Here is a 23,603-nt window from a genome sequence, read left to right on the forward strand (position 1 = left end):
AAATTTCTTATTTTATTCATTTTTAAACAATTTTATAGCATTTGTAGTTTTAATTTTCCTTTCAATAGCTTCATTAGAAAGTTCTTTTACTACCTGTGTATATACTAAATCAATAATGAAAAATTGTGCTAATTTAGAAGATATTGAACCGGTTTCCAGTACTGTTTCTCCCGATACATAAGATAAGTGTACATCTGAAATATCCTTTAATTCAGAATTTTTATTTTCAGTAATTGATATAATTTTAGCATTATTGGCTCTTGCAAGCTTTACAGTTTTTATAATCTCTTCTGTTTCACCAGAATGTGAAATTGCAATTATTAAATCTCCTTCTTCCATTATGGAAGACATCATTATCATTGTATGACTACTGTCAAAACTTACACAATTAAGACCTATTCTCATAAATTTATAGTTTGAATCCTGTGCTATTATACCAGAATATCCAATACCTATGAAGTAAACTTTCTTTGCATTTATTATAAGCCTTGCGCAGTCATGTACATCCTTACTATTGATTATCTCTACTGTGTTCTCTAAAGTGGTTACATTTGAACTTAAAAGTTTTTTTGCTGTATCCAAAGCTGGCTCATCATTTTGTATATTTTTATTTATAATATTTTTTTTATTGATAGTTGATATTTCTTGTGCTAAAGTAACTTTAAAATCCTGTAATCCATTAAAATTCATTTTTTTTACAAACCTAGTTATAGTTGCTTCACCAATATTGCTCTCTTTAGCTATTTGTGATATTGGTTTATAAAATACATCATCTATATTTTCTTTTATATAAGCTATTAATAATTTATCTGATTTTGTGACTTTAAAAGTTGGTGATTCCAATTGTTCTAAAATACTCATTAAAAACCCTTCTATTCTTTATATTTTGTTTAAAAAATTATATAATGCTCCAAGCATTCCTGCATCATTTTGTCTCTTTGCAAATTCTATATTAGTGTTTTTGTAAACTCTCTCTATAAGAACCTCCTTTAATGCTTTGTCTATTTTTTGTTTTAGGAACTTTTCTTGTGCCATAATCCCACCACCTAAAATTACCACTTCTGGATTTATTACATAACATATATTTGCGATTCCAACTGCTAATGATTTTATCATATTATCGAGTTCTTTTAAACAATCTTCATCATTATTCTTTGCTAAATCAAAAATTATTTTTCCATTTAAGTCATTTTCATTCAAATTTTTTATTTTTGCTACTTTTTTAATTAGACTGCTAGTAGATGCCAATTCTTGAAAAGAACTTCCATTTACATTCATATATCCTACTTCACCAGCACTATTACTAAACCCATTTATCAGTTTATTATTTATTATAATACATCCACCAATTCCAGTACCTATTGTTAAACATATAGAAGATGTTGCACCTCTACCTGCTCCAAGCCACATTTCACCAAGTCCAGCACAATTAACATCATTTTCAACTTCACATTTTATATTAAACTCTTTTTCTACTTCTTTTTTTAATTGCATGCCCTTATAGTTTGGAATTAATTCTTCTAATGCAAATAGTATTTTACCTTCAACTGGGTCAACCATACCTGCAGTTGATATACATATACCACTTATTTCATTTTCCTCTATATATTTTTTTACTATATCTTTTATTTTGGCTAATATTCCTTCTCCACCTTTTTCCTTTGCTTCAGTATCAAGACTTGATTTATCAATTATAAATCCATCTTCTCTAATAAAACCATATTTTATTGAAGTACCCCCAACATCTATACAAACGTAATTTTTCATAACATATCTCCATACAAATTATTTTTATAAATTAACAACTCTATTTAAAATTTTATATTACACAAATCTTTTACTTATCTTTTCCAATTCACAGATATATTTCCTTGCTTCTGATAAGTCTATAGTATCACTTAATACACTTTTTTCTTTGGTTATATGATACTTATAAATATTTTTACATAAGTCCTCTCCTAACATATTAAGACCTTCTTGAGTGTAATGAACATCATCAATAGTTAATCCTCTGTCATGAAACTGCATAGCAATTTTGCTTCCTACACATAATATATCACATTCACTACAAGCCGACTCCTGTGCTGCTGCAATTCGTCTTGTTCTAATAAAATATTCATCTTCTCCAAGCCAATAACCAGTTAAACTTACAAACATTTTATCAATCATACATTCTTCTTTAAGCCTATACGCAATTTTTTTTAGACTTTCTTTATAGTACAATACATCACTACCATATTTTGCATCACTTTCACCTTGAATCCAAATAACGTATTTATTTTCTATATTATAATGTTTACTTAAGGTAGTACAGCCTGTATTAAATTTTTCTATAGTGTCATTTAGAAACCAGTTATTATCATGATTCCAGTTTTTTATTCTTGAACCATCTTTTGCATTGTGAATAAAACAAACTTTATTTCCAGTAAGCTTATTCCATTCATTTGAAAATGCAGGTGCTATAGTACCATCACCTTCTGAAGTCTCTAGCTCACATCTCATATTTATAATTTCATCAGTACTCAAATATTCAAAACAATTTTCATTTGGAATGATGCTCTCTTTTGGATTTCCCAATCCTCTAGCATTGCTTTGTCCTATTAATAAGAATACATCTATATTTTCCATAAGTTAACTCCTTTACAAAATTTTAAGCTTTTAATTATTTTCAATTTTCTCATAAAAAACTAAGGCTGAAAATAGTAATCTAACTAAAATTTACGAAGTCTCACTAATCGCTGAAAGTTAAATCACTATTTTCAGCCCTAGTGGTTATATAAATTATCATTATCTAACCAAAACCTTAAAAATAGCTTTTTTGATATTTTCTTTTTCTAAAACTTTTATTCCTGTCATATGAGCATCTTCCGGATAACAAACTAAAAAATCACCTTTTCTAAGTTCCATGTATCCATTATTTTTACCATCAAGAGGCAAGAAATCGCCCTTTTCTTCATATATTTTTTGTTCTAAATTTTCTATAAAATTTATATCTATTCGTTCACATCCATCAAGCATCAAATGAACATCTATATACTTCTTATGAGCTTCCCAGAATCTATCTTCTTTTTCACAAGTTTTATACTCTACAATATTCACAAAAATATCATCACCATCTATTGTATAAGTACCTTTTTCATAATCTATTAATGAATTATCTTTAGCATATTCAAAACATCTAAGTAAATCTTCATGCAATGTTGAATATGTCTTACTATGATTTATATTTCCAAATATCATAAGCACTATCTCCCTATATAATTATAAAGTCTATTTTTATACTTTTATATACAAAGTATATTATACAATCTTATAGAGTAACTAAATTATTTATCTAATCACTCTATAAGACAATTTATCATTTAAATATTATTTTTCATAATAAACAGTAGTCTCAGCTTTTGGTAAAGATACTTTTGCTTTAACTTTAGCTTCTATTGCACTAACTATTGTACCTACCACTACAGAAGTCGTGATTGTTATTAGAGAATATGCCCAAGAAGTTACTTCTGGCATACGGTATTTTAAATAAACAACTAAAATTGCTGATACTATGAATCCAACATATGCTCCCATTTTAGTCGCTTTTTTACAAAATGCACCAAGTACAAATATTCCTGCTAAAACACCTAGTACTAGCCCCATAAAACTATTAAACCATTCATATGCTGACTTTATTTCTCCATTTGCTAATACTATTGCAACAGCTATAGAAAGTATACCTACACCTAATGATATATATTGTGCTATCTTAGTTTGCTTTTCCATACTTATATCTTTTGTTATGATAGTTTGTATATCTAAAGTCCAACTTGTAGCAACTGAATTAAGCCCTGTCGATAAAGTTGATTGAGAAGCTGCATATATCGCTGCAAGTAGTATTCCTGTTATACCCACTGGTAATTCATAAGCTATATATGATGCAAATACTTGGTCTTGTTGAACTGTTTGAGCTAAATCTGGGTTTTGAGTATAGTATATAAATAAACAAGTTCCAATTAGATAAAATACTGTTGCAAGTCCCATTGATAAAACACCATTTCCATATGTCATTTTATTAAGTTGCTTTATATCAGTTGTTGTAGTAAACCTTTGAACTATATCTTGACTCGATACATATGATGAAAAAGTATTAAGACCAGCTCCAATAAATATTATAAATGCACTTGTAGATAGTATATTTTTATCAAACATAACTTCATTACTTGCTAAGAACTTGTGTCCAGTTGTAAGAGTATCCATTACTGTTCCAAAACCACCATTTATACTTGCTATTAAATAGAACAATGTCCCTGTAACACCTACTATTAATACCATACCTTGTATAAAATCGGTCCACAAGACAGCCTTTAATCCACCTGTATATGAATAAATTATTGCTATTACACCCATAACTACTATCAATACATTTACAGGTATTCCTGTAAGACCAGCTAGAACCACTGATGGAAGATACATTATGATAGACATACGTCCTATTTGATATATTATAAACATCAAAGCTCCAAGTACTCTAAGACCTTTACTTTCGTATCTCATTTCTAAGTATTCATATGCTGTATCTATTTCTAACCTACTATATAGAGGTAAGAAAAATTTTATTGTCAAAGGTATTGCTATAAACATACCTAATTGTGCAAACCACAAAATCCAAGTACCACCATAAGAATTTCCTGCTAATGATAAAAATGATATTGGACTTAATAATGTGGCAAATATTGATACTGATGTAACCCACCACGGAATAGTTCCATCACCTTTGAAGAACTCTTTTCCCTTCATTTCCTTTTTTGAAAATAACAATCCTGCAAATAAAACTGCCAATAAGTAAACCACTAGTATTGCAAAATCTATCCAAGTAAATCCTACCATTTGACTAATCCTCCCATACTAAAAGTATTTTATTAAAAATACTTTCTGTATATTTCTTTTGCTCTTGATTTCATTTCATCAGTTGCTTCTTTCATAGGTTGTCTACAGTATCCAGCCTCAACACCTTGTTCTTCAAGTAGTAATTTAATTGTTTGATATAAGCCATTTCCTAATATATCTGTTATTAAATCATTAGTCACATGTTGTACTTCAAGTGCTTCTGATATTTTTTCATTCTTAGTTAATTCGAATATTTGTCTAGCTCTGACACCGTTTACATTGAATGTAGAACCAATTGCCCCATCTACACCTAAAACTGTAGCTGGTAACATCATTTCATCAAATCCTGCAAATATTAATTTATTTGGGAATGTTTTTCTCATTCTCTCTAATAAGTAGAAATCTGCTGCTGTAAACTTAACACCTATTATTTTTTCATTTTCAAATAATTCTCCAAACTGGTCTAAACTCATATCAACACCAGTTAAAAATGGTATAGAGTATATTATTAATCTATTATCTACAGAATTTATTATTGTATTATAATAGTGTTTTATTTCTTCAAAATCAAATTTATAGTAAAAAGGTGTAACAGCACTTATTGCATCATATCCTAAATCAGTTGTAAATTTAGCAAGTTCTACAGCTTCTTTTAAATTAACTGAACCAACTTGAGCTATTAATTTTATTTCTTCTTTCACTTCATCTTTAGCTATTTCAAATATTCTTTTCTTTTCATCAGTTGAAAGCATGAAGTTTTCCCCTGTACTTCCTCCTACATAAAGACCATCTACTTTACAAACATCTATATTGTGTCTAATTATTTGTCTTAACCCTTTTTCATTTATATTTCCTTCCTTATCAAATGAAACTAATAATGCTGAATAAATTCCCTTCATATCTGTTGTTCTCATATCTTTACCTCCAATTTTAATTTTCAAATATAGTTAAATATAATAATTTTTTAATTTATAAATTAATTTTTAATTAATTTCAATTGCTTTAACAAATTTTTCTGTTATTAATTGTGGTCTTGTTATTGCTGAACCTACTACTGATGAATGAACACCCAACTCAAAGACCTTTTTTAAATCTTGAGGAGTATTTACCTTTCCTTCAGCTATTACAGGTATTTCTAAATCTTTAACTAATCTTTCCATTAATACAAAATCTGGACCTTCTAATGTTTTAGTATATGGAGTATATCCAGATAGTGTAGTTGAAACGCAATCTACACCGTACTCTTGTGCTTTGATAGCCTCATCATAATTTGAAATATCTGCCATTACTAGAACACCGTTTTCTTTTATATACTTTATAAGTTCTTTTAAGTCTTCATTATTTGGTCTAACTCTATTGGTAGCATCTAATGCTATCATTTCACACCCTGTTGTTAAAAGTTCATCAACTTCTTTTTTAGTTGGCGTTATATATATATCTGAATCTTCATAGTTTCTCTTTATAATACCTATAACAGGAAGTCCAGTAACTTTTTTTATTTCAATAATATCTTCAACTCCTTGAGCTCTAATTCCAACAGCTCCACCTTCCATAGCAGCCTTAGCCATTCTCCCCATTATAAAAGGACTATGAAGAGGTTCATCTTCTAAAGCTTGGCATGATACTATTAATCTTCCCTTTACCTTATCTAGCATTTTTTAAATTACCTCGTTTCTGAAATTTATTTTCTTGATTTATGTATTAATAATAACATGAAAACTTTTTCTTTGCAATATTTTTTCATATTTTTTTCTTGCATCTATATTTTTACTGATTTATTTTATATATTAGCTTGTTTTTTACATTTAAAAGAAATTTTATTTCATTTTTTTGGTGTTTATTTTCATTTTATATAACTACTGTTATAAGTCCATTTAAATAATTTCAATAAAAAAACCCATGTATACTATACATAGGTTTCCCAATATTATTCTAAATCTATTATAATTTTTCTTCCACAGCATGGACAAAATTCAGCCTCTGTATCTATCTCACTTTCACAATAACCACAAATTATAAAATCATCACATTCATTTTCCAATTCAAATTTTTTACCACATTCAGCACAATATTTATCATTTACATTTCCAACATAACCACACTCACAAGTTACATTACTTTCTGCCATTTCCATTTCATTAATTTCCATATTTTTTTCATAAATTAACTTATCAAGTTCTAGTAACTCATCACAGAATTTATCAAAACTATTATCATTAATAGAATCTTCTCTAATTTTTTGATATGTCAGTATTCCCATTTCCAAGAATATCTTTGCTTTCTCTTCTTGAATATCATCAATCTCTCTATTTAATTTTGATTTTTCTTTATATAATTCAACTTTAAATTTTCCACTACCAAACTTTTTCTTAACCTTAGAAAATTTATCATCTACTTTATTATTAGTATTTCCTTCCACAGAAATTCCCTCCAATCATATTTAATCAGCTAAATTTAGCTTATATCCTATTAAAGATATCACAAAACTATATACAAATGAAATCACAATAGCTTGTAAGACTTTAAATTGCATTATTAAAGTTGTTCCATAATTAGTTGTATTAAAGAAATTAATATTACTATCTAGTATAAATGTACTAAATAAAGCCAATATTCCCATCAAAAATGCATAATATATACTAAATACTATTATAGGTCTTATACTATCTGTATTATACTTAAATCTTAGCTTGTATCCATTTAATAATAATATTAACATAGACAATGCTCCCATTGCATAAAACATTAATTTAGTATCTCCAAATAAAGATGAAGAACTTAAAGTAAACATTGATACTGTTGAGTTTATTATGGTTACTGAAATTCCATTTGCAAAAGCCCACATATAACTAGCTATTTGTGGGAGTATAGTAAATAAATTTAATCCATTTGAATAACTACTCATATCTAGTTCATTTAAGTAACTACTATCAGATATAGTTAGTACCAATAGTATTACTAATACTAAAACATAACCTAATATGAATGTTCTTATAGAATTTGAAAAAAGAGATAAATACATATTTTCTTTTTCATAACTTTTTTTATAAGTAGTTATGTATGTACATATAAACCCTAATACGAATCCATTTAAAAGAACACTAAAAAATTCATAACTATATTCTAATGCATATCCATATTCTAACATACTATGTGAACTAGTTTTTACATTAGTAAAAATAGATAAAATAGCTAAAACTAATCCATAAAAAATTCCAACTCCTAGAGAATTTGCTAATACAGTTTTTGAATCTCTACATCTTTTTCTCATAAAAATTAGGTTTGATATTAATAATACCAAAATAGGGATTATAAGTAATATCAACAAACCTATATTGGCATTTATAAACCCAGAACCCATCATGGTAGACATAGATACACTAATTTGACCCAAGTTGAGAGCTAGGATTATATGTGCTGGATTTACTAAATAACTAATATCATTAAATTGAATAGTTATAATAGCTTTAAATATCAATGCAATAATAAACAATATAAATATGGTTGTAAATGTTGTTAAAAATACACCTCTTTTATTTGCATGATATGAAAGCTCTTTTATTTTAGATTTCAAGTCTAGTTTTGTTTCAAGTGGTCTTAATGATGCTATTTCATAAAGTTCATTTCCACAAAATTTACAGTAATTATCCTTAGTATTATTTTCTTTATTGCAACTAGAACAAATTTTTTCTTCTTTACTTTTAAGAGTGATATGGCTATTTTTTATTTTTCTAGTTGGTTCACCTGTATTTTTGGAATAATTATTATGTGAATAATTCATATTATTTATTTTCTTTTCACCCATTTTTTCCCTCCAAGTTTTACTATTGTAAATTATCAAATATAACTATATCATATAAAACTTAATTATACCTTAATTGGATATATTTATCTATTTTATTTGTTTATTGCTGTTGTTTTTTAACAGGTCTTGATATTTAAATAGTTTGTTAATGCGAACTTTATTATTTATATTTTATTATGCTTAATTTAAATTTATTCTATTCTTTATTTTCAGTAGTAAACTATCTGTAAATCTTAATTATAATAAAGTATTAATCAATAAAGTTACTCGACATTATCTAATAAATTTTATCTATCACAATTTTAGATTGTTACACACAATATATTTTGATATAATTAAATCATAAACGAAGTATTCCAAATATCTAATGATAGAAAGGAATACTTATTTTTATGCTTTATTTTTAATGGAGGCTTATATGAACTTAGAAAAAATAAAAAAATTTTTTGGATTTCCTCTAGACAAAAAACACAAAGACAATGTTGAGAAAGAACTCTGCAATTATCTTTATAATACGGGTAAAATCATTTGCATAATAATAGTAATATCTCAAATAATTATGATGATATCAATCTCAGCTAGAGAAGGAGGCCCTTTTGTCACACCAAGACGCCAATGGTATTTTTATATGTATGTAACACTATTTTGTGTATCTTCTGTCTTTATGTTTGTATTTTCTTACCTTTGGAATAAAAAAAAGGATTGCTGTACGTTTTATATAAATTTATGGATAATTTATGTGACTTTTTTCTGCCTATGGGGTTGTGTAATTACTCTACTTGACCAGTTAGGTGGAAATGACCTAAGTGTATTTAGTTATATTATGTTAGCAGCTGCAGCTTTCTCAGTATTAAAATTTGGAGAATCAGTAATAGTTTTTGGAGGATGCTTTTTGTTTCTTAATTTATTCTTACCTGGGATTCAAACTATACCAGGCAATGAGTTTAGTAATATTGTCAACACATTTTTTATAACATCCCTTGCCATTTTTGTTTCTACAATGCTATATAGAAATCGTGTATTTACTTACTATGATAAACTTTTAATTAGTCAACAATATGAAGAAATATCTCATATAAATAATTTACTTAACGACAAAGTTATGACAGATGACCTTACTAAAATGAACAACCGTAGGTACCTTGAAGATATTCTACAAAAAAAATTAATCAGCCATGCAAATCAAGAACCTATAACTGGAATGATGATAGATATAGATTATTTTAAACAATTTAATGATAATTATGGACATCAAAAGGGAGACTATTGTCTACAAAATATTGCCAAAGTAATTTTAGATTTTACAAGTTCTGAAAATGAACATGCTATACGATATGGTGGTGAGGAATTTTTTATATGTATTTTTAACTGTAATGAGGCAGAGGCTAAACTTAAATCAGAATGTTTACGAAAAATTATAGAGTGCTGCAATTTTGAGCGTGATGATGTTCCTTTAAAATGTGTAACTGTTAGTATTGGAGTTTATACAAAGAAAATTGAAAAGACAATAACATTAAATGAGTTTATAAGTAATTGTGATAAGGCTCTATATACTGCAAAAGAACAAGGACGTAATTGTGTTGCATTTTATTAAAAAGTTACATACTATTACATAAACCTATAAGTATTATATCGCAAAATAAAAGTAATCAAATTATATATTTATAGTACAATAAAAATAACTTGCATATCTCTAAAATAGATAAATATGCAAGTCATTTTAGTGTTTATACTTAAAGTTATATAGGTTTTATTATATATAATTATTAAAATTCAGCATTTTTAGGAGTTCTTGGGAAAGGTATAACGTCTCTTATGTTAGACATACCTGTCATATACATAATTATTCTTTCAAATCCAAGACCAAATCCAGAGTGAGTAGCAGTACCAAACTTTCTAAGTTCTAAATACCACCAATAATCTTCTTCTCTTAATCCCATTTCATTAATTCTATCTAACAATACATCTTCTCTTTCTTCTCTTTGAGAACCTCCTACGATTTCTCCAACTCCAGGAACTAGTAAATCCATTGCTCTAACAGTTTTACCATCTTCATTCATTCTCATATAGAAAGCTTTTATATCTTTTGGATAATCTGTAACAAACACTGGACAATTATATATTTGCTCCGTTATATATCTTTCATGCTCAGTTTGAAGGTCACATCCCCACTCAACAGGATATTCAAATTCATGACCAGATTCAATTAATAATTCCACTGCTTTAGTATACGTTATTCTAATAAACTCAGAGTTTACTATCTTATTTAATCTTTCTAACAATCCTTTATCTATAAAACTATTAAAAAATTCCATTTCTTCAGGAGCATTTTCTAATACATAGCTTATAACATATTTTATCATATCTTCTGCAAGTTCCATGTTATCTTCAAGGTCTGCAAAAACTATTTCTGGCTCTATCATCCAAAATTCTGAAGCATGTCTTCCTGTATAAGAGTTTTCAGCTCTAAATGTAGGTCCAAAAGTATAAACGTTTCTAAAAGAAAGTGCCATTATCTCGGCATTTAATTGACCACTAACTGTTAAATTAGCCTCTTTTCCAAAGAAATCTTGAGTATAGTCTATTTTGCCATCTTCAGTTTTTGGAATATCATTTAAATCCATAGTTGTTATTCTAAACATCTCTCCTGCACCTTCACAGTCACTACCTGTTATGATTGGAGAATGTGCATATACAAAGTTTCTTTCTTGGAAGAATTTGTGTATTGCATAGGCAGCTATTGATCTTACTCTAAATACAGCTGAAAAAGTATTACTTCTTGGTCTTAAATGTGCTATCGTTCTTAAATATTCAAGCGTATGTCTCTTCTTTTGTAGTGGATACGAACTATCTGATTCCCCTTCTACAACTATGCTTTTTGCATGTATTTCGACTGGTTGTTTAGCCCCTTCTGTAGATACTAACTCTCCCTCTACAAGTATAGATGAGCTTATTGCTAATTTTCCTACCTCTTTAAAATTTTCTACTTTCTCATCAAATACTATCTGCATATTTTTAAAGAAGCTTCCATCATTTAGCTCTATAAATCCAAAATTTTTAGATACTCTAGATGTTCTTATCCATCCAGCTACTTTTACAGTCTTCCCTATGTACTGTTCTTTTTCTCTGTACAATTCTTTTACTGTTATAAATTCCTTTTGCATTTTAAATCCTCCTAGTATAATTGTTATTAATTTCTTTTAAATATAATTTCAATAAAAAAAGCCCTTCATCCCTATATAAAGGGACGAAAGACTATTACTCTCGCGGTACCACCCTAGTTGTCATAATGACCTCTTAGTTAAGCAATGCTTAAAGCCTATAACGGTGCCTTCCGTCTAAGTCTACTTACTAAATAAGCTTTCGATTAGAAACTCCAAGATGTTCTTCAATATAAACCTCGTATTGAGCTTTCACCATCCTCAACTCGCTAGAACTACATTTTATATCTACTCTTCTCTTCACAGTATTTATCTTTTATTATTTCTGCTAATTAACAAAATTATACCAATTTATAAATTTTTAGTCAATAAATTTATATAATTGATACTGATTGTTATTTAAAATATAATAATTCTACCTTACATAATGATAATAAATACTTATCTTCATTACTTCTTTATTACTTCAATTTCCAAAATTTTATAATTTACTTCCATTGTCAACCCAGTCTTTTGCTTCTTCGACACCCTTAATTGAAGGTATTGAAACTTTACTATGAGGTTTTAATTTTTCAACATCAGCCCATGCTGCTGTCGACTCATTTCCAACTAAAAGTGAACTTTTAAGTCTTTTATTATCTTTACCTTTTAATGCTCTTGCCTTTTTACTTTCCAAAACTATCACCTCTATTATTTATTTTGTAATAGTTTTAGCAATTTTACAAATAAAATTCATAAGTCTAAATTATAATGATTTTTAAATTAACATCATATCTTTTCAATACTTAATTTATACCTATTTATATACAAAATATTTACTTTGTGTATTCAAAATATAAAACTATTTTTTAATTTTCATATTTATTTTTTATGCTATTTTTCTACTCTATCTAAAGTATTTGATACAATTAAACTAATAATCAATTATAATTTTACATAGGTTCTTATCTATAGAGTATTTGCTATCTGTTGAATCGTATTTTTTAAATTTAAAATCCCATATCCCTGCGATACATTTGGATATGTATATATCTCAAGTTTTGTAGCACCCAATATTAAATATGTTTTTAAAACTTGTGTAAACAATGATAATCTCGGTACATTATCCTGTTTTTCTAAGTATTCCATCAATAAGGCTAAAACACCTGTGACTATAGAACTGCTCACTCCTGTTCCTGTTCCTGTATTATATGTTCCATTTTTATATGTGGATATTATATCTACACCTGAAGCTACTATATCTGGCTTAATTCCTCTTCCTCTAATTGGTCCTTTCGAAGAACCAATCCACATACTATCAGTCTTATTGTTAAATGTACCAACTGTAATTACATCATCACTAGCAGCATACATAGTTATAGTAGCTACTGAATCAGGGTCTAAAAACCTTGTGTCTGGAGCTATCAAATTTTTATTTGGCAAGTATATGTCATATTCTCCATTTATTATAAGTTCTGAAGTCAATCTTAAAATCCATACTCCAGGTTTTATATCTCTTAATCTTATCTCCAAATTTTCTTTTCCAGAGGTAATATATGGATAAATAAATCTCATTGCATAAGTAGTATTTTCTAAGTTAAATTTTCCTCTATATATATAAAAGTCTGGAGAATACCTTATATCATGACTAACTTCACCTGAAGGAGATATTATCTGTGCTCCCACTTTATCTGGACCATTCGTATTTAGTGTTATATCAAGAGCATAGTCATCTCCATCTTGTATTATTACATCTTGAACTTCTCCCACACTGCTAAATCTGCCAGAATAATGAATATCTGTATTCCCTTGATTTCCTGCACCACTCACTACTACCACACCAGCACTACTCAATATATTAAAAGTATCTAGTATTGAAGTAGTTGCTACAGCACTTGACTTAACTCCAATAGTCAAATTTATTATCAGTGGTTTATTTTCTGTTCTTGCTATGTTAGTAACATACGTTATAGCTGCTAAAAAATCTGAAACACTGTAATTTATCCTTCCAGCATAATAAGTATCTGTATATGATTTTAATTTAACTACTATTAAGTCTGATTCTGTAGTAATACCTCTGTACTGAGAATTTATCCTTCCATTTCCAACTAATATACCAGAAACTAAAGTTCCAGTACCTATATTATCTTGACTCAAACTCCCATCATTTCTATTTATGGCTATATTTAACTCACTTCTTGTAAATTCACTTCCAAAAATAAAACCTTCTGGAGGTGGATTTGTATTTGCTTCTTGGTCCCATAAATATAAAACTTTACTAGTTCCATCATCATTTATAAAATCAGGATGCAAATAATCTATCCCAGAATCTATAACTGCTAATAAAATTCCTCTCCCTGTTATATCATTATATGGATTTTCATAAATATAATCAGTTTCAGCTGCTGTTGTAATGGTTTCTCCATTATTTACATTATTAGTTATTTCAATTAGACTGCTCATTGGTTCAGATTCTTCCCACCAAGCAACTTGTATTATATTATTTAAAATAGTTTCATCAAAATCTAAAGGTACATATATTACTGCAAGCTGACTATTTAAAACCATATACCTATTTATTCCATTTTCTTGTAGGGCAGATTCTATATCACCTTGATAAATTATACAATAAGATTTTTCCATAAATCCCTCCTATCTTAAAACATCAAACATTCCTCTAACATCCAAGAGCCCATATCCAGAATTTGTATTTGGATATACTGTGTTTGAATCTTTTCTAGCACCAGCTTGCATAAAAGTTTTTATTTTTTGCACATATGCTTGGTTTGGATATCTACCGTCAACAAAAGTATATTGAAAATACATTGCAGCAGCACCAGCTGCATGTGCACTTGCTGCTGCTGTACCAGTTATAGTTGCATACGTGTTCCCAGGATAAGCAGCTATTATATTAACACCTGGTGCTACTATATCTGGTTTTAACCTGTCTTCAATAGTTGGCCCTCTTGATGAACTTTGCCATAAACTACCATTAATAGTATTGTAGGCTCCTATGGTTATTAAATCATCTTGAATCGCAGGATAATTTATAGTGTAAAAAGGGTCTACCTCTCTAAATCTAGTTCCACTTTTTAAAAGTTCTCTATTTGGAAGGTATAAGTTATATCTTCCTGTTATAATATAAACTCCTACTAATCGAATCTTCCATACACCTCTTTTTGCATTCTTTAAAGTAACATTAGTAAATTGCTGTCCAGAAAAAGTTGTTGGGTATATATATGTTATAGAATATTCAGTCCCCTCTAAATCAAATAAACCTGTTACTTTATTATAATTTGAAATTCCAACACTTTTACTTTCTTCACCAGTGGGAGATACTATTATTACATCAGCTTTATCTGGTCTATTTAACCAAAGTTCTAATGATAATTCTTCCTCGTCTTCATTTAACTCTAATTCAACTTCAACAGAACCTCCAACATATGGTATTATTCCAGATGTATGTGTCTGTGTATTGCCCTCATTTCCTGCTCCTGCCGTTATACATAACCCTCTAGTAAAGAACGCTTTTTCACTATTACTCCTATTGGTTAAACCTGCTAGGCTACTGGTACCTAAAGACATATTTATAACTAATGGTCTTCCAAGTTCAAAAGCTTTTTTATATGCATACTGAGATGCAGCAAACAACATTGCACTATTATAAAAATCATCTATCTTGCCGAGTTTTATTATTATTAGCTCAGAATCTTCTGCTATACCTGCATATTCACTATTTACATTTCCAAGCCCTGCACATATCCCACTCAACATAGTTCCTTGACCAACTTCATCCTGAGATAGACTAGGGTCATTTTCTGCGATAGCTCGATTTATATCTTCTCGTGTATATTCTGTCCCAATATAAAAACCATCAGGAGGAGTTCCTTCTTTTGTTTGGTCCCATAAATATACTATTTTTGAAGTGCCATCTGGATAAATAAAATCTGGGTGTAGATAGTCTATTCCTGTATCTGCAATTGATATTAGAGTCCCTCTTCCTGTTATATTAATATTAGGATTATTTTTAAAGAAATTTACGCCCATTTCTTCTGTTGCAACTACACCTCCAAAAGTACCTCGATTAATTTCTCCAAGTAATGTCATCTTTGTAGTCGATACAGTTCTTATGATTGAAGGAAGTTGCAAAACTCGTTGTATGCTATTATAGTCTGTATTATCTATAGATAGTACACCTAATGAATCACTTATCTTAAAAAACCTTTGACTCATACCTAACCCAGCTAGTTCTTCTTCAAATTCAGGAGTATGGACTATATCTATTCCTGATAGTATTCCTGATTGTCTACTTGCATTTTTACTTATATAAATTTCATTCTCTAAGTCATTATGTATTTGCATATTATAACCATCTATAAACTTATAACTATTTTCCTCATCTTTAAATGACTTATTAATACTTCTATATCCAATATCCTCTGTTTCTAAATCTTGATTTATATTAGATAGAGTGTACAAATCTATATCTGATAAATTTAAAAAACCAAATCCTGATGAATTATTTGGATAAGATTGATTACTTAATCTCCTTGCTCCCTTTAGAAGTAATGCCCTTAATTTCTGTGAATACAAAAATAAATCATTTCCATTTACAATTCCCCATTCCATAAACAATGAACAAACCCCTGTAACATGAGGTGTAGCCATGCTAGTTCCAGTTAATGCTCCACTTGTACCTCCTGGTAAAAAAGATACTATATCTTCACCTGGAGCTAATAAATCAGGTTTAAAAACACCTAATTGTGTATCTCCTTCACCAGAAAATATAGATACTATATCTGTTCTTGAATTAAAACTACCTACTGTTATAACTCTACTTGCTGTTCCAGGAACTGTTACAGTAAGCTCTTGAGTAGGAATCAGAAATCTAGTATTTCTATTTAGACCTTCAGAAGTTGGCAAATATATATTTACATTACCAGTTACTATATCTATTGGTTCAAATACAATTTTCCATAACCCAGGAGTTATCTGTGTATTTGAACTTAATTGTAGAGTAACTCTTCTTGTGAGAGAATACGGTGCTATAGGGTAAAAATAACCAGTTATTCTAGTTTCACCCAAAGTATTCCTTATCTCACCTGAAGTTAGAGAGATTGCTTGTGTTTGATTATTTGATGGGTTTACCAAATGTACACTAAAATCATAAACAAAATCTGGCCATATATTTATGTTTAATATACGCTCTCCTTCCCCAACTATAAACTCAACTTCTTCTGTAATATTATTTTGAAGCCTAATCCTTTTATGACCTCCTTTATCTGCATTATTTCCAGCTGCTACAACTATATTGTTTTTCCAAAATAAACACATATCATCTATATATTGTTCAAATAAAGATGTTCCTCTATGTGAACCTTCATTACTTCCATAACTTATATTTAATGTAACAGGCATTCTTAATTCTAATGCCCTATCTAAAATAAATTTAATTGCCCTCATAAACTCTGTACTTCTCGAAAAAATATCGGTCTGTATATTTCCAACTCTAACCACTATTATTCTGGCATCACTTGCAATAGTTGCACAAATACCTGCAACATGTGTCCCATGTAAGCTAGTTGTTGAAATAGGTATATATATACTTCCATCTATTGCATTATTTATATCTTCATTAGTATATAATGTTCCTTCTCTAAAACCTTCTGGTGGATTTCCTTGAATAGATTGGTCCCAATAATATAATATCTTAGACCTTCCATCACTATCTCTAAACACAGGTAGAGTATAATCTATTCCCGAATCAATTATACCAATTATAGTTCCTTTTCCAGTTAAACCAGTTCTATTTTTAAATCCTGTTATTCCTGTACTTGAAAAACTTTGCACATCCTGAGTCTGTAATATAAAAGGCTTTTCTATAAATTCAATTTCTGGATAAGTTAAAAGTATATTTACATCTTCTTCATTACTTGATGTTATTATTGCATATGATGAATTAAGTATCTCTACTGATACACCTAATTCTTCTTCTAACCTCAATATATCTCCATTGTATTTTACAATTAATTCATAATTTATTATAATCACCTCGACTTCTAAAATTATTATTAATGTATATGTTTTGTGTGAGTCTAAAATGTATTAGACTATATAATTTTTTAAGTTTCAGTTATACAATTTATAATAGATATATTAAAAAAAATAAATAATGATGGTACAATTTTGAATAAATCATACCATCATTTATATTTACTTTATCTTGAAACCATTAAATTTTTCAATGCTTTCTCAAGACCTTTTACAGTCAATGGAAACATATTAAATTCACTTTGTATCATTCTTTGAGTTTGATACCAATAATTAATTGAATCCCATCCATCTCTAAGTTCTGGATTCATCCATACAATTTTACTGTACTTTCTCTTAAACCTTTTAAGCCACTCTATACCAGGTGTGTAATTATATGGACCACGATAGTTACCACCAATATGAAGCAACTCAGAAGGCGACATAGAAGCATCTCCAACAATTATAACTTTATAGTTTTTATCTATATTTTTTAATATCCATTCAGTATTAATATATTTACTTAACCAACATTCAGGTGTTGTAAATAATCTATCATAAATACAGTTATGGAAATAATATATCTTTACATCTTTAAAATGATTTGATTTACTTACAGACTGAAATAATGTATTACATAAAGTGCTATACCCTCTCATTGAACCACCTGAATCCATAAGCAATAAAAGCTTCACTGTATTTTTTCTTGGCTTCTCAAAAAATAACTTTAAATATCCTGCATTATTACAAGTCTCTTCAATAGTCTTATCCAAATCAAGTTCTGTCTTTGGAGCATCTATTCTAGTAGAAAATTGACGAAGTCTCTTTAGTGCAACTTGAAATTGACGCATATTTAAAACTTCATCATCTCTAAAATCTCTGTATTTTCTTTCTCCTGCAACTTCAAGAACAGCTCTACCATAAGTAGAATTTCCACCTATACGTATACCAGTTTGCCCTTTTCCTGAATGTCCTAACTCTGAAGTGCCTCCTGTGCCTATCCAATAATTACCACCATTATGAGGAGAGTCTTGTTCTTTTATTCGTTCCTCCAATTTAGCTCTTAATTTATCAAGATTTATATTTGGATTTTGTTCTAATCTTTCAAACTCTTCTAAATCTATATCTGGTTTTTTAAGCCAATTCATAATCTCTTCTGGAATTTCTTCTTGGTGTTCTATACCTTTAAAATACTCCAAAAACACTGCATCAAACTTATCAAAATCACTTTCACTTTTTATTAAAATCATCCTGCAAAGATAGTAAAAATTTGAAAAGTTTGAATAGCACAGTCCTTTATCCAATGCTTCAATTAAAGTCATCCATTCATTTAAAGATACATTTAATCCTCTTGACCTCAATAAATAAAAAAATTCAATAAACATAATTATCCAGCTCCTATTAACTATAAGTGTCTTTGCATAGATTCAATATCCTCATTATTCTTAAGTAGTATTCCTGCAAAAGGAACTTCTTTTTCTATTTTTTCAATAGGCATTCCACTCAAAGTTAATGCTTGTATCCAGTCTATTAACTCTGATGTACTAGGCTTTTTTTGTATGTCCTTTAAACTTCTAATCCAATAAAAAGTAGTCATTACTTGTTCCAATAGGTGTTCTTCTACTTTATCAAAATGTACTTTAACTATTTCTTCCATCATGTCTCTATCAGGAAATTCTATATAATGAAATATGCATCTTCTTAAAAAAGCATCTGGAAGTTCTTTTTCCGCATTTGAAGTTATAATAACTATTGGTCTTTGTTTAGCTCTTACAGTTTCTTTTGTCTCATTTATGTAAAACTCCATTTTATCCAATTCCCAAAGCAAGTCATTTGGAAATTCTAAATCCGCCTTATCTATTTCATCTATTAAAAGAATTACTTGTTGATTTGAGCTAAAGGCCTCTCCTAGTTTACCATATTTTATGTACTTGCTAATATCATCTACACCTTCTCCTCCAAATTGGCTATCATAAAGTCTTTGAACAGTATCATATACATAAAGCCCTTCTTGTGCTTTTGTAGTTGATTTTATATTCCAAATTACTAAATCTTTTTTTAATTCATTTGAAATTGCTTGTGCTAGCATAGTTTTACCTGTTCCAGGTTCGCCCTTAATCAAAAGTGGCTTTTCAAGAGCAATAGCAACATTAACTGATGCCATCAATTCTGGTGATACTACATAATCACTACTTCCTCTAAAGTTAGATATCTCTTTTTTTATCATAAATCCTACTCCTTTTAAACAGTATTTTCTAAATGTATATAGACTTTATTACTATTTTTGATATAAAAATAATAATACAATACATTTGTATAGTATTATTCTAAAATTCTATATCTAAATAAAATCACCTCTAAAATATTTAATTTTTATCTTTATTTGTCATAATTAAATGAAATATATATTTTAAAGAATAATAAAAGATAGCTTATTGTACAAAATTTAAATTATAAAAACTTAGTTTAATCAAAGGCACCACTTTTTTTCATTTTAGATTATATATAAACACAATATAAATAATTTTTATTATTTTAGCTATAAACATAAAGTTTTAACGTATTTATAATTTCATATTAATCATACTATATTAATACTGCTTTTTATTGTATAATAAGCTATAAATATTAACTTTAACTTAGATTTAAGTATATCTAAATTTAATAAATATAAGAAAGGTTGTGTTATTTTGCAAGATAAAAAAATTTATCTAAATATTGTACTCACTGTAGTTGTTTCATATATCTTGATTAAAGTTATTGATAATTACAAATATTTTTTTGGAGTGATAAGTTTATTAATGTCACTACTAACACCATTTATAATAGCATTTGTATTAGCATATATATTCAACCCACTAGTAAAGTTCTTAGAAAGCAAATTAAATTTTAAGAGAATATATTCGTTACTTCTTACTTATGGTGTACTCATAGTTATACTAATTTCCTTTATATTATTTACAGTTCCATCCATAGTAAATAGTTTAGCTGATTTAGTTGCTCAAATTCCTACATACATAGATAAAACAGAGCAATTCTTATTCGACTTAGGTAAGAGTTTACAATCAGTTGACCCTAATACATTAAAAGAGTATGGTGACAAAATTATGAGTGTAATGCCTAAATTTAGTAACTTGCTTATTGGTTCACTTGGTGGGATATTTAGCACTACATTTTCAGTTGGAAAATTTATAGTACAATTTCTTTTAGGTTTTATAATTTGTTTCTATATATTATTAGAAAAAGAAAAATTCTTACTGTTTACAAAAAAAGTAGTTTATATTTCCTTAGGTAAAAAATATGGAGACTTTATAATAGAACTATGTCAAAGCTTAAATTTAAATATTGGTAAATACTTTACAGGTAAGATTTTAGATTCTTTTATAGTTGGAGTACTTTCTGGAATTGGTCTTTACTTTTTAAAATCTGAATATGCACTATTATTTGGTACACTTATGGGTGTCATGAATATGGTTCCATATTTTGGTCCAGTAATAGGTATGGCACCAGTTGTAATAATTAATTTATTCTCCAATCCAACAATTGCTTTAACTTCTTTAATTTACTTAATAATAATTCAACAAGTTGAAGTTACATTTATAGAGCCAAAAATCGTAGGTGGACAACTAGGTCTTAGCCCATTCTTTACAATCCTAGCAGTTACTGTTGGTGGAGGATTCTTTGGTATACCTGGTATGATTCTATCTGCTCCTGTGATGGGCGTTATAAAGATATACTTCTGTGAGTTTGTAAATCGTAGACATGATAAAATACAAATGGAATAAAAATACAATTTAATTACGATTTTGTAATCAAAAGTTACAGCTGTGTAACTGTAATATTATTCTCTTTAATGGTAATATTTAATTATAGGAAACATACAATATTATTAAGTAATGAATCTTATATAATTAAACATGAAAGAGGGTTTTAGTATGAAAAAAGCACTTATATCTTTATTAGTTTTATCTTGTTTGTTATTAACTGCACCAGTAAATGAATCTTCTTATGCAGATTCTCAAAAGAATGTTCCTGTAAGCCAAAATACTAAATTGACTCAAGAACAAGCTAAAGAACTTTTAGTAAAATACAACAATGAAGTTGATTACATATATCAAGGAAATGCTAGTGATTTTGAAGCATTAAAAGCTAAAAATCTTAATGGTTATGTATTTTTACCAGATGCAGATGGTGATATTGGTTACTTTGTAAATGAAAATACTTCTGAGATATATTACTTCCACCCAAGTGGATATCTTGAATTAGTTAATCAACAACAAAATAATAAATAACTAATAAAAAATGGATGCAAATTGATATAAATTTGACATCCATTTTCTTTTTATTTTAAAGTTGTTTCTTTTTATAAACTTTAAATATTTTTTTAATCCTGTGCTTGTTCTTTTATAAGTTTCTTTATATCTACAGCAGGTTCATCTTCCATTTTTATAACTTTTCCTTCCCATGTTCTAAGCATAACGTAATCTGTTCCTTTTGATACAAGGTATTGAGGAAGCAAAGGAGTCTTTCCTCCTCCTTTTGGAGCATTTACTATATATGTTGGTATAGCCATTCCTGATGTATATCCTCTTAAATACTCCATGATTTCAAGACCATCATCTACTGATGTATTGAAATGTTTTGTTCCCTTTACATGTTTACTTTGGAATATATAATAAGGTTTTACTCTTATTTTCAGTAATTCTTGATTTAAACATCTCATTACAAATTTATCATTATTTATTCCATTTAATAATACTGCCTGATTTCCTAATGGAACTCCTGCATTTGCTAACTTTTCACAAGCTTCTTTAGATTCCTTAGTTATTTCCATTGGATGATTAAAATGAGTATTTATATATATAGGGTGATATTTTTTTAGCATATTGCAAAATTCATCTGTAATTCTTTGTGGCATTGTAACAAGAGTCCTAGTACCTAATCTAACATAATCAACATGTGGTATCTCTTTAAGTTGGCTAAGAATCCACTCTAAATAATCATCTTTTAATGTAAGAGCATCTCCACCAGTTACTAGTACATCTCTTATTTCTTCATTTTCTCTGATATAGTCTATAGATTCTTGGATAATAGCTTTTGACTTATGAGAATCTTGTTGTCCAATATTTCTTCTTCTCTGACAGTGTCTACAATACATAGCACACTCATTTGTTACATTTATTATTAATCTATCCGGGTATCTTCTAGTTATACATCCTGCTGGGTTTGTATACTCTTCTCCCATTGGGTCCAAATCTTCTTGTTCATCTTCCAACTCTATATGTGTTGGTATAGACAGTAATTTTATTGGGTCACATATATCTTCTGGGTCTATAAGACTCAAATAATATGGAGATATTGCCCATCTAAATTGAGTACCAACCTCTTTTATATATTCTTTTTCTTTTTTAGTTAGAGTTATAATTTTTGATAAAGTATCTACATCTGTTATTCTATTTGATAATTGCCATTTGTAGTTATTCCAATCCTCTTCAGTTCCATTTAAGATACTTAATATTTTCTGTTTTCGTTTATTTATCTCTTCTTCTTTTTCAAGACCTCTGTTAATCGTTTTTCTAGCCTGAATATAATCATCAATTTTTGATTTTAATTCAGCAGCTCTCTCTAAGGATATTCTAGTTTGTTCATTCATAATTTTTTGCTATCAAAGTTAACTACTTGTATTATTTGATAGCGTCCTCCTTTCTGATGTGTTTATATCATTCTGATAGGCAGATTTAATTTTGCCATATAGA

19 protein-coding genes and 1 other annotated feature are annotated in these 23,603 nt (G+C 28.4%); of the genes, 3 read left to right on the forward strand and 16 right to left on the reverse strand.

Features of this window, described 5'->3' with window-relative positions; translation table 11 throughout:
- Window positions 1–12 precede the first annotated feature (12 nt).
- From CDIF1296T_RS11800 to CDIF1296T_RS11840, 9 genes are all read right to left on the reverse strand, one after another.
- On the reverse strand, window positions 13–861 hold the full coding sequence (locus CDIF1296T_RS11800) for a MurR/RpiR family transcriptional regulator (RefSeq protein ID WP_003423346.1): 849 nt from the start codon (window positions 859–861) through the stop codon (window positions 13–15).
- Window positions 862–879: 18 nt separating this feature from the next.
- Window positions 880–1,767 carry an ROK family protein gene (locus tag CDIF1296T_RS11805; RefSeq protein ID WP_018112793.1) on the reverse strand — a complete coding sequence of 296 codons (888 nt, stop codon included), beginning with the start codon at window positions 1,765–1,767 and terminating at the stop codon, window positions 880–882.
- Between the two features lie 57 nt (window positions 1,768–1,824).
- A complete protein-coding gene (locus tag CDIF1296T_RS11810; RefSeq protein WP_003433827.1) occupies window positions 1,825–2,628 on the reverse strand; it encodes a sialate O-acetylesterase in 804 nt (267 codons plus the stop codon).
- A 159-nt stretch (window positions 2,629–2,787) separates the two neighbouring features.
- On the reverse strand, window positions 2,788–3,240 hold the full coding sequence (locus tag CDIF1296T_RS11815) for a NanQ anomerase/TabA/YiaL family protein (RefSeq protein WP_009890423.1): 453 nt from the start codon (window positions 3,238–3,240) through the stop codon (window positions 2,788–2,790).
- A 129-nt stretch (window positions 3,241–3,369) separates the two neighbouring features.
- Window positions 3,370–4,872, reverse strand: a complete 1,503-nt coding sequence (locus tag CDIF1296T_RS11820; protein WP_009890425.1) for a sodium:solute symporter family protein — start codon at window positions 4,870–4,872, stop codon at window positions 3,370–3,372.
- Window positions 4,873–4,904: 32 nt separating this feature from the next.
- On the reverse strand, window positions 4,905–5,786 hold the full coding sequence (locus CDIF1296T_RS11825; RefSeq protein ID WP_009890428.1) for an N-acetylneuraminate lyase: 882 nt from the start codon (window positions 5,784–5,786) through the stop codon (window positions 4,905–4,907).
- Between the two features lie 69 nt (window positions 5,787–5,855).
- Complete coding sequence (locus tag CDIF1296T_RS11830) at window positions 5,856–6,527, reverse strand: N-acetylmannosamine-6-phosphate 2-epimerase (RefSeq protein WP_003433825.1); 672 nt, start codon at window positions 6,525–6,527, stop codon at window positions 5,856–5,858.
- Window positions 6,528–6,799: 272 nt separating this feature from the next.
- Entirely contained in the window at window positions 6,800–7,291 is a 492-nt protein-coding gene (locus CDIF1296T_RS11835) for a zinc ribbon domain-containing protein (RefSeq protein WP_009897413.1), read from the reverse strand.
- A gap of 21 nt (window positions 7,292–7,312) precedes the next feature.
- Window positions 7,313–8,677, reverse strand: coding sequence for a zinc ribbon domain-containing protein (locus CDIF1296T_RS11840; protein WP_009897415.1), 1,365 nt, complete (start codon window positions 8,675–8,677; stop codon window positions 7,313–7,315).
- Window positions 8,678–9,095: 418 nt separating this feature from the next.
- Here CDIF1296T_RS11840 and CDIF1296T_RS11845 point away from each other — a divergent pair, with 418 nt between their 5' ends.
- Window positions 9,096–10,271 carry a GGDEF domain-containing protein gene (locus CDIF1296T_RS11845; RefSeq protein ID WP_009897417.1) on the forward strand — a complete coding sequence of 392 codons (1,176 nt, stop codon included), beginning with the start codon at window positions 9,096–9,098 and terminating at the stop codon, window positions 10,269–10,271.
- Window positions 10,272–10,443: 172 nt separating this feature from the next.
- Here CDIF1296T_RS11845 and asnS read toward each other — a convergent pair whose 3' ends face one another.
- The 6 genes from asnS to CDIF1296T_RS11875 form a co-directional block, all read right to left on the reverse strand.
- Entirely contained in the window at window positions 10,444–11,841 is a 1,398-nt protein-coding gene (gene asnS / locus CDIF1296T_RS11850) for an asparagine--tRNA ligase (protein ID WP_003430444.1), read from the reverse strand.
- A gap of 76 nt (window positions 11,842–11,917) precedes the next feature.
- Window positions 11,918–12,151 (reverse strand) — a binding site (T-box leader).
- A gap of 168 nt (window positions 12,152–12,319) precedes the next feature.
- Window positions 12,320–12,514 carry a CDIF630_02480 family spore surface protein gene (locus CDIF1296T_RS11855; RefSeq protein WP_009890435.1) on the reverse strand — a complete coding sequence of 65 codons (195 nt, stop codon included), beginning with the start codon at window positions 12,512–12,514 and terminating at the stop codon, window positions 12,320–12,322.
- A gap of 272 nt (window positions 12,515–12,786) precedes the next feature.
- The gene (gene cspC, locus CDIF1296T_RS11860; protein WP_003433821.1) at window positions 12,787–14,460 is read right to left on the reverse strand and encodes a bile acid germinant receptor pseudoprotease CspC; all 1,674 of its coding nucleotides are present in this window, start codon (window positions 14,458–14,460) and stop codon (window positions 12,787–12,789) included.
- A 9-nt stretch (window positions 14,461–14,469) separates the two neighbouring features.
- Window positions 14,470–17,868 (reverse strand): bifunctional germination protease/germinant receptor pseudoprotease CspBA, encoded by a 3,399-nt coding sequence (gene cspBA, locus CDIF1296T_RS11865; RefSeq protein ID WP_018112792.1) that lies wholly within the window; start codon window positions 17,866–17,868, stop codon window positions 14,470–14,472.
- 167 nt (window positions 17,869–18,035) lie between these two features.
- Window positions 18,036–19,232: a vWA domain-containing protein gene (locus tag CDIF1296T_RS11870; RefSeq protein ID WP_009897422.1), complete on the reverse strand. Its 1,197-nt coding sequence runs from the start codon at window positions 19,230–19,232 to the stop codon at window positions 18,036–18,038.
- Between the two features lie 20 nt (window positions 19,233–19,252).
- Window positions 19,253–20,074 (reverse strand): AAA family ATPase, encoded by an 822-nt coding sequence (locus CDIF1296T_RS11875; protein WP_003433818.1) that lies wholly within the window; start codon window positions 20,072–20,074, stop codon window positions 19,253–19,255.
- Between the two features lie 520 nt (window positions 20,075–20,594).
- On the opposite strand from CDIF1296T_RS11875, the gene CDIF1296T_RS11880 reads away from it, so the two are divergent.
- Complete coding sequence (locus CDIF1296T_RS11880; protein ID WP_021397063.1) at window positions 20,595–21,632, forward strand: AI-2E family transporter; 1,038 nt, start codon at window positions 20,595–20,597, stop codon at window positions 21,630–21,632.
- Window positions 21,633–21,782: 150 nt separating this feature from the next.
- Complete coding sequence (locus CDIF1296T_RS11885) at window positions 21,783–22,139, forward strand: hypothetical protein (protein ID WP_009890447.1); 357 nt, start codon at window positions 21,783–21,785, stop codon at window positions 22,137–22,139.
- A gap of 92 nt (window positions 22,140–22,231) precedes the next feature.
- Here the strand turns inward: CDIF1296T_RS11885 and eam are convergent, their stop codons facing one another.
- The gene (gene eam / locus CDIF1296T_RS11890; protein WP_003440209.1) at window positions 22,232–23,500 is read right to left on the reverse strand and encodes a glutamate 2,3-aminomutase; all 1,269 of its coding nucleotides are present in this window, start codon (window positions 23,498–23,500) and stop codon (window positions 22,232–22,234) included.
- Window positions 23,501–23,603: the final 103 nt, after the last annotated feature.

The organism is Clostridioides difficile ATCC 9689 = DSM 1296 (assembly GCF_001077535.1).
Classification (GTDB): domain Bacteria; phylum Bacillota; class Clostridia; order Peptostreptococcales; family Peptostreptococcaceae; genus Clostridioides; species Clostridioides difficile.

What these genes read in the sequence shown, in the direction of transcription:
- CDIF1296T_RS11800 (WP_003423346.1), bottom strand. Translation starts at nt 861, where the DNA reads ATGAGTATTTTAGAACAATTGGAATCACCAACTTTTAAAGTCACAAAA.
- CDIF1296T_RS11805 (WP_018112793.1), bottom strand. Translation starts at nt 1,767, where the DNA reads ATGAAAAATTACGTTTGTATAGATGTTGGGGGTACTTCAATAAAATAT.
- CDIF1296T_RS11810 (WP_003433827.1), bottom strand. Translation starts at nt 2,628, where the DNA reads ATGGAAAATATAGATGTATTCTTATTAATAGGACAAAGCAATGCTAGA.
- CDIF1296T_RS11815 (WP_009890423.1), bottom strand. Translation starts at nt 3,240, where the DNA reads ATGATATTTGGAAATATAAATCATAGTAAGACATATTCAACATTGCAT.
- CDIF1296T_RS11820 (WP_009890425.1), bottom strand. Translation starts at nt 4,872, where the DNA reads ATGGTAGGATTTACTTGGATAGATTTTGCAATACTAGTGGTTTACTTA.
- CDIF1296T_RS11825 (WP_009890428.1), bottom strand. Translation starts at nt 5,786, where the DNA reads ATGAGAACAACAGATATGAAGGGAATTTATTCAGCATTATTAGTTTCA.
- CDIF1296T_RS11830 (WP_003433825.1), bottom strand. Translation starts at nt 6,527, where the DNA reads ATGCTAGATAAGGTAAAGGGAAGATTAATAGTATCATGCCAAGCTTTA.
- CDIF1296T_RS11840 (WP_009897415.1), bottom strand. Translation starts at nt 8,677, where the DNA reads ATGGGTGAAAAGAAAATAAATAATATGAATTATTCACATAATAATTAT.
- CDIF1296T_RS11845 (WP_009897417.1), top strand. Translation starts at nt 9,096, where the DNA reads ATGAACTTAGAAAAAATAAAAAAATTTTTTGGATTTCCTCTAGACAAA.
- asnS (WP_003430444.1), bottom strand. Translation starts at nt 11,841, where the DNA reads ATGCAAAAGGAATTTATAACAGTAAAAGAATTGTACAGAGAAAAAGAA.
- cspC (WP_003433821.1), bottom strand. Translation starts at nt 14,460, where the DNA reads ATGGAAAAATCTTATTGTATAATTTATCAAGGTGATATAGAATCTGCC.
- CDIF1296T_RS11870 (WP_009897422.1), bottom strand. Translation starts at nt 19,232, where the DNA reads ATGTTTATTGAATTTTTTTATTTATTGAGGTCAAGAGGATTAAATGTA.
- CDIF1296T_RS11875 (WP_003433818.1), bottom strand. Translation starts at nt 20,074, where the DNA reads ATGATAAAAAAAGAGATATCTAACTTTAGAGGAAGTAGTGATTATGTA.
- CDIF1296T_RS11885 (WP_009890447.1), top strand. Translation starts at nt 21,783, where the DNA reads ATGAAAAAAGCACTTATATCTTTATTAGTTTTATCTTGTTTGTTATTA.
- eam (WP_003440209.1), bottom strand. Translation starts at nt 23,500, where the DNA reads ATGAATGAACAAACTAGAATATCCTTAGAGAGAGCTGCTGAATTAAAA.